We start from the raw sequence: 10976 nt of genomic DNA, 5'->3' as shown, positions 1-10976 counted from the left end.
GGGCTGCCGGGGTGCTGCTGCAGGCGGATAGCGTGGCCAGGGTCATCGATACGGCGGCTACGGCCAGTATCGGCATCAGGCGGATGTGAGGTCGGGTCATGGCGTGGTCAGGCTTGTCTTCAAACGTCCCAGCAATCGGAACAGCGCGCGTCTGTCCGTTTCGGCAAGTCCGGAGAACAATTGTTCCACCCAGGTTTCGTGCGCACGCGCCATCTGCGAGAACGCGTCGCGTCCGGCGGGTGTCAGGCGGATCAGAAAGGCGCGGCGATCCGTGGGCAGGGCTTCACGCGTGACCAGGCCCTCCTGCTGGAGCTGGTCGGTGATGCCGGTGACATTGCCGCCCGTGACCATCATGCGACGCGACAGCTCGCCCATCTTGAGGCCCTCGGGATGGCGATCGAGTTGCGACATGAGGTCGAAGCGCGGCAGCGTGACCGCAAAGTCCTGCCGTAGCCGCGAGCGGATATCGCTCTCGATCAGCGTGGTGCAGGTGAGCAGGCGCAGCCAGAGCCGCAGCGCCTCGTGCTCCGATTCGCCGGCGCTGGTTTCCAGGTCTACTGGCGCGGCGTCGGCCGGACTGCTGCCGGCGGAAGGATTGGGCATCGGGATTGGGGCAACCTGAACATTTGATGCCTGAAGTATATGCGCGATGCCCGCGCCATCCGATAGCGTCAGTCCACCTTCGCGCCCGAATCCTTGACCACCTTCGCCCACTTCGTGGTTTCGCTGCGGATCAATGCGGCGAACTGCTCGGAGGTATTGCCCGAGGGCTCGGCGCCCTGGGCCTGCAACCGCTCGCGCACGGCAGGCGAGTTGAGGCTCTTGGCCACTTCCTGCTGGATGCGATGGACGATCTCGGTCGGCGTGCCGGCCGGCGCCAGCAGACCGAACCACGAACTCGCCTCGAAGCCGGGCAGGTTGGCGGCCTGGGCGATGGTCGGGACACCCGGCAGGGCGGGCGACGGCTTGGCACTGGTTACCGCCAGCGCCTTGAGCTTGCCGGTCTTGATCAACTGCATCGATGAGGGCAGGTTGTCGAACATCACCTGCATCGTGCCGCCGGCCATGTCGGTCAACGCCGGGCCACTGCCGCGGTACGGGAAGTGGACCATGAACGTGCGCGTCTGCGTCTTGAACAGTTCGCCGGCCAGGTGGATCGACGTGCCATTGCCGCTTGATGCCATGTTCAGCTTGCCGGGATTGGCTCGCGCATAGGCAATCAGGTCGTTGACGCTATTGATCTTGTTCTGGGTGGCAAAGGCCGGGTTGACCACCAGAACGTTCGGCACGGCGGCCACCAGCGTGATCGGTACGAAGTCCTTGATCGGATCAAACGACAGTTTGCCGTAGAGCGACTGGTTGATGCCATGGGTGCCCACGGTCCCCATCAGCAGCGTGTAGCCGTCCGGGGCCGCCTTGGCGACGATGTCCGAGCCGATGTTTCCGCCTGCGCCGGGTTTGTTGTCGACCACCACGTTCCAGCCCGGCAGCTTCGACAGCTCGGCGGATACTGCGCGCGCCATGATGTCGGTGGTGCCGCCGGCCGGGAACGGCACGACCAGCCGGATCGGCTTGTTCGGATACGCGTCGCTGGCATGGGCGGTGGCGATGGCCAGCGGGCCCAGCGCGACGGACATCAGTAGCGCAAGGGTGCGGCGGCGAGGTTGTTGCATGACAGGGTCTCCATGAAAGGCGGCCGGTGTTCCGGTCTGGAGGCCATTCTAGAGGGCGGCGGTTACGGCGCGGATGAGGTGAAACCCGTTGAGACATTTGGGTGCGGGCGTCCGGGCCACGCCATGAAAAAAGGCGCCCGAAGGCGCCTTGCAAAGGAACAATGTCGATACGCGATACTGCGGATCAGAACTTGTGGCGAACACCCACGGCCACACCAACCTGGCTGGTCTTGCCCTGTTCGAGCGGATAGCCGTTGGCGAAGCTGACTGCCGAGGTGTCGAAGTTCAGGCCCGAGTTCTTCACGTACCCGGCCGTCAGGTAGACGTCCGTGCGCTTCGAGAAGTTGTAGTCGGCCACGAAGCTGATCTGCCACGAGTTCTTGGGGTTGTCGCGCACGAATGCCGACGATGCACGCATCGTCTTCACGTCGTCGTAGAAGTACGCCAGCGTCAGGCCCAGCGGTGCGGTGACCTGGTAGTTCACGCCGAACCAGTAATAGTTGTCGCGCAGCAGTTCCTGGTCGTTGGCATCGGTGGTGCGGCCGTAGCGGTATCCCGCCATCACCTTGGCCGGACCGAACGCGTAGCTGGCCGCGGCACCCACCTTGCGCGAGCGGCCCGGCTGGCCGATCGTGATAGTCGGGCGCCATTCGTCATAGGCCACCGTCAGGCCCAGGGGGCCGCTCATGTACAGCACGCCCGCACCACCGCCGGCGTTGTTGTTGAAGTTGCCAGGCGATTCGCCAGCGCCCGCGCCAGCCAGCGGCACCGGACCGATGGCAGCCACGCCCGTACCGAAGCTCCAGTGCGCCTCGGCCGTGACCGGACCCACCTTGGCCGTGTACTTCACGGTGTTGTCCGAACGGAAGTTGGTGCCCAGCTGCGCCACCACCGGCTCGTAGAGCGTCGCGTAGCCGGTCGGCGAGAAGTTCGCGAACATGTCGAACATCGTCGTGTACTGGCGACCGAAGGTCACGCGACCGTACGTGTTGCTCAACAGGCCGACAAATGCCTGACGACCGAACAGGCGGCCGCCTTGCTGCGATCTGCCATCGTCGAGACCGAAACCGCTTTCCAGCACGAACAGCGCCGAGAGGCCGCCGCCGAGATCTTCCGTACCACGCAGGCCCCAGCGCGAGCCGGACAGGCCACCGCCGGTCTGCAGGCCGACACGGCTACCGCCGCCTGCCAGCGAAGGCGGCCGGCCGTTCGGGCCCCAGCTTGCCGGATTGGTATTGAAGCCCGGTGCCAGGTTGTTGTTGTATTCGATCGGCACGTCGACGACGCCGTAGAGCGTCACGCTGGTTTGCGCGTTTGCAGCAGAGGCAAACGCGCTCATCGCGGCAAGCGCGAGTAGCGATTTTTTCATGCTGGGTGATCTCCACTTAAGAATTATTAGTTGAAGCTTCGGAAGGACCTCCTGTGAGCCCTCTACATCCTTCCGCGCTTGACTTCCTGAGAAGCTGCGGACAACTCTAGCAAAACACTTCTTTTTTCGACCCTGTGGTAAACGTCTTGTCTTCTTTTCACAACTAAGGGTTATTGGGTACGCAGGCGCAGGGTGCTCGCGCATGCATGGTCGGCATGGCTGACCTGCACAAAATGCCGCAGGTACAATGCGGGAATTCCCGAGACGCATTCGAGGCAAGCCTCTACCCATCAGTGGGGCATGTTCCATAAGCGTCGGCAGACCTATCCATTGACACGCATGGACACGTTCATCCGAGAATTCGATGTCGCACTGCGCGCAATTGCCGGTGCCACCCGCGCCGGCCGCGCCAATCCCGCCGATCGCCTGACGCCCGACACGGCGCCGATGAGCGCTGCGGACCGCCGCCATGTGGCCGGCCTCATGCGCATCAACCACGTGGGCGAGGTCTGCGCGCAGGCCCTTTACCAGGCGCAGAAGCTGACCGCTCGCACACCGGAAGTCCGCGCGCAGATGGACGCCGCCGCCGCCGAGGAGGAAGACCACCTGGCCTGGTGCGCGGAACGCCTGCGCGAACTGGGTTCACGGCCCAGCCTGCTCAACCCCGTCTGGTATGCGGGCGCATTTGCCATTGGCTGCCTGGCCGGCCGCGCGGGAGATCGCATCAGCCTGGGCTTCGTGGCCGAGACCGAGCGTCAGGTGGAACACCATCTGACCGGACATCTGGAACGCCTGCCAGCAGCCGATGGCCGCTCGCGCGCGATCCTCGAACAGATGCGCGATGACGAGATCCGTCACGGCGATGCTGCGCGCGATGCGGGTGGCGTGCCGCTGCCGGGGCCGGTGCGCGCGTTGATGCGTGCCGCATCGAAGGTCATGACTACGGCGGCGTATCGGATCTGAGTCTTAACTAAGTCGACTCCGAGTCTGAATACGGCCCCTGTGGAAAACCGCCACCAGCCCTTGCTTGGGCAGGGCTGGCGGTAAAACGTTGTATCCTTCCCCACGGCGCGGAACTGAATGCATCGCGCGCTGTCTGGCAGTCCCCCTCCCGTAGTTCTCAGGTGGTTTCTCTGCTTTGCTCCCCAAGTGCTTCATTTCATTAAGGATTCCCATTATCGGTGCGTGAAGTTTGCGCGCTAAGTCTTTGTTCTGATTAAAAAAATCCTGTTTGCCGCCCCATGGCGAGCCTTGACCGGCCAAAATGCTTCCTCTAAAGTGGGAAATAGTGTGAGGAAGTGTATTTTTGTGTGATAAACAGGGCTGTCTCTGCGATGATTCTTATCAGTTGGGACGGTCGCGGGCGAGGATGAATCGACCAGTCGGCGGCGTGAATACTGCGAGTTTCGCCAGTCACGCCGACGGCAACCGGGGGGCTTAGCTTGTTTCAGGGAGCATCGGCGCTGTCGCTGGATGCCAAGGGCCGGATGTCCATTCCGGCCAGGCATCGCGAAGCGCTGCAAACGCAGGCCGAGGGCCGGGTGACGCTGACCAAGCACCCGGACGGCTGCCTGCTGCTCTTTCCTCGCCCGGAGTGGGAGATTTTTCGCGGCCGCATCGCGGCGCTGCCTATGGATGCCCATTGGTGGAAGCGAATTTTCCTCGGCAACGCCGCCGACGTGGAGATGGACGGCGCAGGCCGCGTGCTGATTGCACCGGAACTGCGCAGTGCCGCCATGCTCGACAAGGAAGTGATGCTGCTCGGCATGGGCAGCCATTTCGAAGTCTGGGATGCCGCCACCTACGCCGCCAAGGAACAGGCGGCGATGGCGCAAGGCATGCCGGACGCATTGAAGAATTTCTCTTTCTGAAGAGGTCATGACCCCTAACGCAACGCCGGGGACCACCGCCCTGCGCCATCGCACCGTGCTGCTGGACGAGGCCGTAGACGCGCTCGTCTGGCGGCCCGACGGCGCCTATGTGGACGGCACCTTCGGAAGGGGTGGGCACAGCCGCGCGGTGCTGGCGCGGCTGGGGCCGGCCGGCAGCCTGGTCGCGTTCGACAAGGATCCGGCAGCAATCGCAGAAGCGGGCACCATCAAGGATGCCCGCTTCTCCATTGAGCACGAGAGCTTTGCGGAAATGGGCGCCCGGCTGGCAGGCCGCGCGCCTGTGGCCGGCGTGCTGCTCGACCTGGGTATCAGCTCGCCCCAGATCGACGAGGCGGCGAGGGGATTTTCCTTTCGTTTCGAGGGCCCGCTGGACATGCGCATGGACACCACGCGCGGCGTCACCGCCGCCGAGTGGCTGGCGCAGGCGGACGAGCAGGACATTGCCAGGGTGATACGAGACTATGGGGAAGAACGGTTTGCTGTACAGATTGCAAAGGCGATTGTTGCTCGCCGGCGCGAACCCGGCGATGGCGGACCACTCGCCACTACTTCAGACCTTGCCGCGCTCGTGGCGAAAACCGTCAAGACCCGTGAGAAGGGTCAGGACCCTGCGACCCGCACCTTTCAAGCTCTACGGATTCACGTCAATCAAGAGCTTGCGGACCTCGAAACCGGTCTGAAGGCTGCATACGATCTGCTGCAGGTCGGGGGCCGTCTGGTGGTGATCAGCTTCCACTCGCTCGAGGACCGCATCGTCAAGCGGTTCATGCAGGCGCACGCGCGTCCAGAGCAGGATGTCGATCCCGCGCTGCGCCGTGCGCCGCTGCGCGCGGTGGACCTGCCCCAGCCGACCATGAAGCTGCTGGGCCGCTTCAAGCCGGGTACCGAGGAAGTGGCCGAGAACCCGCGCGCGCGCTCCGCCGTGATGCGCGTGGCCGAGAAGCTTGGAGCGCAGCCGGCATGAACCGCCTGACCTTCTTTCTGCTCGCTGCTCTGATGCTCTGCGCCCTGTCCCTGGTCAGTGCGCAGCATCAGGCGCGCACGCTGTTCGTGGCACTTGAACGCGGGCAGTCCGAGGCCAAGCAACTCGATATCGACTGGTCGCGCCTGCAGTACCAGCAGAGTTCGCTCAGCAAGAGCGCCCGCATCGCCGATTCGGCCCGGGACCAGCTCAAGATGTCGCCGGCGCTGGCCGGTCGCACGCACTACCTCCAGGGGGTGATACTGCCCCCCACACCTCCCGATGCCGAAAAGCCGGGCGGAGGCGCTGACAAATGACCGCCCGCCCGAACCTGAACCGCCCCCGCAACGGCAACAAGCCGCGCGGCGAGGCCGCACGTCCGCGCACCGGCCAGTTCTCGGCCAGTCCGGTGCTGGGCCTGCGCCTGCCGATGTGGCGGTCCAAGTTCGTGGTGTTCCTGATGTTTGCCGCGTTCGGAGCGCTGGCCATCCGCGCAATGTGGATCCAGGGGCCGGGCAACCAGTTCTATGAGGCCGAAGGCAAGAAGCGATTCCAACGCACGCTGGAGTTACCGGCCACGCGCGGCAAGATCCTGGACCGCAACGGACTGGTGCTGGCTACGAGCCTGCCGGTCAAGGCCATCTGGGCGGTGCCCGAGGATGTGCCGAACAATATCGACGCCCAGCAGATGCGCCAACTGGCGAAACTGCTGGAGATGTCCGAGAAGGAGTTGCGCGCCAAGTTCAACGAAGACAAGAGCTTCGTCTACCTGAAGCGTCAGGTGCTGCCCGACGCGGCTGACAAGATCGCCGCGCTCAAGATCGACGGTATCCACCAGACCCGCGAATACAAGCGCTTCTATCCGGAAGGCGAGGCGATGGCGCACATCGTCGGCTTCACGAATGTCGAGGACAAGGGCCAGGAAGGGATGGAACTGGCGCGCGAGACCGCGCTGGCCGGCCGCCCGGGCGCGCGGCAGGTGATCAAGGACCGGCTGGGCCGCGTGGTCGAGGACGTCGGCATCCTGAAGACGCCGCGCGACGGCGAGGACCTGCAACTGTCGATCGACGCCAAGATCCAGTACCTGGCCTACAACGAGGTCAAGGCCGTGGTGGAGCGCCACAAGGCCAAGGCGGCCAGTGCGGTGGTCATCGACGCGCAGACCGGCGAAGTGCTGGCGCTGGCGAACTGGCCCACTTACAACCCGAACGATCGTAGCCGGCTGTCGGGCGAGCAACTGCGCAACCGCGTGCTGACCGATACCTTCGAGCCGGGCTCGATGATGAAGCCGATCACGATTGGCCTGGCGCTGCAGCTGGGTCGCGTGACGCCGTCCACGGTGATCGCCACGACGGGCAAGTACAACTTCGAGGGTGCCACGATCTCGGACACCCACAACTACGGCTCGCTGACGGTGGGCGGCGTGATCCAGAAGTCGAGCAATATTGGCACGACCAAGATCGCGATGATGATGAAGTCCCAGGAAATGTGGGACATGTTCACGAGCGTGGGTCTGGGTCAGGCGCCCAAGATCGGCTTCCCGGGCGCAGTGGCTGGCCGCGTGCGTCCGTGGAAGAGCTGGCGCCCGATCGAGCAGGCAACGATGTCGTATGGCTACGGCCTGTCGGTGTCGCTGTTCCAGGTGGCGCATGCCTATACGATCTTCGCGCATGACGGCGAACTGATCCCGGTGTCGATGTTCAAGACCAATGGTCCGGCTTCGGGCGAGCGCATCCTCACGCCCAAGGTTGCGCGTGACGTGCGCGCGATGCTCGAAACCGTGACGGCCCCGGGCGGCACCGCCCCCGAGGCGCAGGTGATGGGTTACCGCATCGGCGGCAAGACCGGTACGGCGTACAAGCACGTTGGCCGCGGCTACGACCGCAGCAAGTACCGCGCGTCGTTCATCGGCCTGGGTCCGATGTCGAATCCGCGCGTGATCGTGGCAGTGAGCGTCGATGAACCCACGGCCGGCAGCCACTACGGTGGCGCAGTGGCCGGTCCGGCGTTCTCGGCGATCACCGGCGGCGCATTGCGGGCGCTGAACGTGCAGCCCGATTCGCCGATTCGCCAGTTGATGGTCACCGACAAGGTGGCCGAGAGCGAACCCCTGGGTGCGATGCCATGACGACCATGTCGATGCTCCCGCTCGAAGTTTCCGCCCAGGCCAGCAATGCGCTGGCCTGGCTGCGTACGCACGCCCCCGCTGGCGCGAGGCTGACCGGCGACACGCGCCGCCTGCAACCCGGTGATGTGTTCTTTGCCTACGTGCTTGGCAACGAGCGCCTGGCGACCGATGGGCGTCCGCATATCGACAAGGCCATCGCTGCCGGCGCGTCGGCCGTGATCTACGAATCCGACGATTTCGACTGGTTCCAGGGCGACGCCGTGCCGCACCTTGGCGTGTCGCGCCTGCACGAACTGGCAGGACCGATCGCGGCCGGCTGGTACGGCATTGCGGCACGCGGGCTGGCCGTGACCGGCATCACCGGCACCAACGGCAAGACCTCGTGCGCACAGTGGCTGGCTCGCCTGCTGCAGGCTATCGGCACGCCATGCGCGACCATTGGCACGCTGGGCACGGGTTTCCCTGACGCCCTGCGGCACACGGGGTTCACCACGCCCGACGCCGTGCAATTGCAGGCCAGCCTGGCTGGTCTGCATGACGAGGGCGCACGCGCCATCGCGATGGAAGTTTCTTCGCACGGCCTGGAGCAAGGCCGCGTGGCCGGCACCGGGTTTGCCGTGGCCGTGCTGACCAACCTGACGCAGGACCACCTCGACTACCACGGCACGATGGCCGAGTACGAGGCGGCCAAGGCGATGCTGTTCCAGTGGGATGGCTTGCGGGTGGCCGTGCTCAATCGTGACGATGCGATGGGTGGCCGCCTGCTGGCTGGCAACGCTGCCGCCGTCAGCGCGCCGCAGGTGATCGAGTATGGCATCGACGGCAAGGCCGGCGCCACGGCGGGGCGGGCCCAGTGGCTGCGCGCCACCGACGTGCGCGCCACGGGCACCGGCACCGCATTCCGCGTCGACGGCAGCTTCGGCACGGCCGAGATGACCACGCCGATGATCGGCGCCTTCAACGTCAGCAACCTGCTGGCCGTACTCGGCGCTGCGCTGGCGCAGGGAGTCGCGTGGGACGCAGCGTTGGCCGCGTTGCGCACGCTGACGCCGGTGGAAGGCCGCATGGAGCTGTTCGGCGGCCATGACGCGCCGCTGGCCGTGGTCGATTACGCCCATACGCCCGACGCGCTGGTGCAGACACTGACCGCGCTGCGTCCCGTGGCCGACGCCCGTCAGGGCCGGCTCTGGTGCGTGTTCGGCTGCGGCGGCGATCGCGATGCCACCAAACGCCCGCTGATGGGCGAGGTAGCCGAGCGGCTGGCCGACGACGTGGTACTGACCAGCGACAACCCGCGCAGCGAAGATCCGCGCGACATCCTCGAACAGATTGCCGATGGCATGCAGGACCGTAGCCGCGCGAGGCTGATCGAGGACCGCGCCGCTGCCATCCTCCATGCAATCAAGCACGCCGCCCCGGCTGACGTGGTGCTCGTGGCCGGCAAGGGCCATGAAGCCACGCAGGAGATCCAGGGACGCAAGCGGCCGTTCTCGGACCGCGAACATGTGCGCCTGACGCTGGGCGCACGGGGGGTGTCGGCATGAATGGAACCCCAATGACGAATTTGCAGCAAGCCGCCGGCTGGATGGCCGGTGCGCGTATTTCAGGCGATGCCGCGCGTACGTTCACACGTGTGCATACCGACAGCCGTACCGTCGCCGCTGGCGACCTGTTCGTGGCGCTCAAGGGCGAGCGGTTCGACGCACACGACTTCCTGGCCGATGTGGTGGCGCGCGGCGCCGCCGCGGTGCTCGTCAGCGATGACGCGGCCTTGGCCGGGCTCGATGTTCCGGCGCTGATCGTGGCTGACACGCGCATCGGACTGGGTGAACTGGCTGCCGGCTGGCGTCGCGAGTTCACGCTGCCCACGGTGGCCGTGACGGGCAGCAACGGCAAGACGACGGTCAAGGAAATGATCGCCGCGATCTTCGCGGCGGCCGTGGGCGAGGCCGACCGGCTGGCCACGGGCGGCAACCTGAACAACGATATCGGCCTGCCGCTGACGGTGCTGCGCCTGCGCGCGCACCACCGGCTGGCCGTGCTCGAACTGGGCATGAATCATCCGGGCGAGACGGTCTACCTGGCGGGCATCGCCCAGTCGACCGTGGCCGTGATCACCAACGCCCAGCGCGAGCACCAGGAGTTCATGGTCAGCGTGGAGGCAGTGGCGCACGAGCATGCCAGCGCGATTGCGGCGCTGCCGGCTGACGGCGTGGCCGTCTTCCCGGTGGATGCCGAAAGCGGCGGCGCGCACGTGGCCATCTGGCGCCAGGCGGCCGGCACGCGTCGCGTGCTGGCGTTCGGCACCGATGCGTCCGCCGATGTGCGGGCCACGGTTTCGCTCGAGGATGGTGTGCAGGTATTGCATGTGGACGCGGAGGATAAAACGTTCGACTTGCGCCTGCCACTGCTGGGTGCACACAACGTGCGCAACGCGCTGGCCGCCACGGCCTGCGCACTGGCGGCGGGCGTGGACGTGGCAGCCATCCAGCGAGGCATTGCAGGATTTGCCGCCGTGAAGGGGCGCCTGCAGGTCAAGCACACGCCTGCCGGCGTGGTTGTGATCGACGACACCTACAACGCGAACCCGGATTCGGTGCGCGCCGCCATCGACGTGCTGGCCGGGTTTGCCGCGCCCCGCGTGCTGGTGCTCGGCGACATGGGCGAAGTGGGTGACCAGGGTCCGGTGTTCCATGCGGAGATCGGCGCTTATGCGCGCGAGCGTGGCATCGAAACGCTTTGGACGTTGGGCGAACTGGCGCCGCACGCGGTGCAGTCGTACGGCGCCGGTGCGCGCCATTTCGACAAGGCAGAGGCGCTGCTGGACGCGCTGCAGCAGGACAGGGAGGGTGTGGTGGCCGGTGCGGCCGCCGTGCTCGTGAAGGGATCGCGCTTCATGCGCATGGAACGGATGGTCGATGCGCTGGTCGCAACACCTTCCGCTCACTAATAG

10 protein-coding genes are annotated in these 10976 nt (G+C 65.7%); 7 read left to right on the top strand and 3 right to left on the bottom strand.

Features of this window, described 5'->3' with window-relative positions:
* Positions 1-96: 96 nt before the first annotated feature.
* From FFS21_RS02680 to FFS21_RS02670, 3 genes are all read right to left on the bottom strand, one after another.
* Positions 97-603 carry a MarR family winged helix-turn-helix transcriptional regulator gene (locus FFS21_RS02680; protein ID WP_137923388.1) on the bottom strand — a complete coding sequence of 169 codons (507 nt, stop codon included), beginning with the start codon at positions 601-603 and terminating at the stop codon, positions 97-99.
* A 68-nt stretch (positions 604-671) separates the two neighbouring features.
* The gene (locus FFS21_RS02675) at positions 672-1673 is read right to left on the bottom strand and encodes a Bug family tripartite tricarboxylate transporter substrate binding protein (protein WP_137923387.1); all 1002 of its coding nucleotides are present in this window, start codon (positions 1671-1673) and stop codon (positions 672-674) included.
* 184 nt (positions 1674-1857) lie between these two features.
* Positions 1858-3042, bottom strand: coding sequence for a porin (locus FFS21_RS02670; RefSeq protein ID WP_137923386.1), 1185 nt, complete (start codon positions 3040-3042; stop codon positions 1858-1860).
* Between the two features lie 339 nt (positions 3043-3381).
* Between FFS21_RS02670 and coq7 the strand changes: the two genes are divergently transcribed.
* From coq7 to FFS21_RS02635, 7 genes are all read left to right on the top strand, one after another.
* Entirely contained in the window at positions 3382-4005 is a 624-nt protein-coding gene (gene coq7 / locus FFS21_RS02665; RefSeq protein ID WP_137923397.1) for a 2-polyprenyl-3-methyl-6-methoxy-1,4-benzoquinone monooxygenase, read from the top strand.
* Between the two features lie 479 nt (positions 4006-4484).
* Entirely contained in the window at positions 4485-4913 is a 429-nt protein-coding gene (gene mraZ / locus FFS21_RS02660) for a division/cell wall cluster transcriptional repressor MraZ (RefSeq protein ID WP_137923385.1), read from the top strand.
* 7 nt (positions 4914-4920) lie between these two features.
* Positions 4921-5898 carry a 16S rRNA (cytosine(1402)-N(4))-methyltransferase RsmH gene (gene rsmH, locus FFS21_RS02655; RefSeq protein ID WP_137923384.1) on the top strand — a complete coding sequence of 326 codons (978 nt, stop codon included), beginning with the start codon at positions 4921-4923 and terminating at the stop codon, positions 5896-5898.
* Positions 5895-6212, top strand: coding sequence for a cell division protein FtsL (gene ftsL / locus FFS21_RS02650; protein WP_137923383.1), 318 nt, complete (start codon positions 5895-5897; stop codon positions 6210-6212). The genes rsmH and ftsL overlap by 4 nt, the downstream gene beginning before the upstream one ends.
* Positions 6209-8023, top strand: a complete 1815-nt coding sequence (locus FFS21_RS02645) for a peptidoglycan D,D-transpeptidase FtsI family protein (protein WP_137923382.1) — start codon at positions 6209-6211, stop codon at positions 8021-8023. The genes ftsL and FFS21_RS02645 overlap by 4 nt, the downstream gene beginning before the upstream one ends.
* Entirely contained in the window at positions 8020-9567 is a 1548-nt protein-coding gene (locus tag FFS21_RS02640; protein ID WP_137923381.1) for a UDP-N-acetylmuramoyl-L-alanyl-D-glutamate--2,6-diaminopimelate ligase, read from the top strand. Before FFS21_RS02645 ends, FFS21_RS02640 begins: the two co-directional genes overlap by 4 nt.
* Positions 9564-10973: a UDP-N-acetylmuramoyl-tripeptide--D-alanyl-D-alanine ligase gene (locus tag FFS21_RS02635; protein ID WP_137923380.1), complete on the top strand. Its 1410-nt coding sequence runs from the start codon at positions 9564-9566 to the stop codon at positions 10971-10973. Before FFS21_RS02640 ends, FFS21_RS02635 begins: the two co-directional genes overlap by 4 nt.
* The last annotated feature ends 3 nt before the right edge of the window (positions 10974-10976 follow it).

The organism is Cupriavidus sp. 2SB (assembly GCF_005503625.1).
Lineage (GTDB): Bacteria > Pseudomonadota > Gammaproteobacteria > Burkholderiales > Burkholderiaceae > Cupriavidus.
Note: the sequence above shows the minus strand (reverse complement) of the source record. Positions and strands in the feature narration are given on the sequence as shown.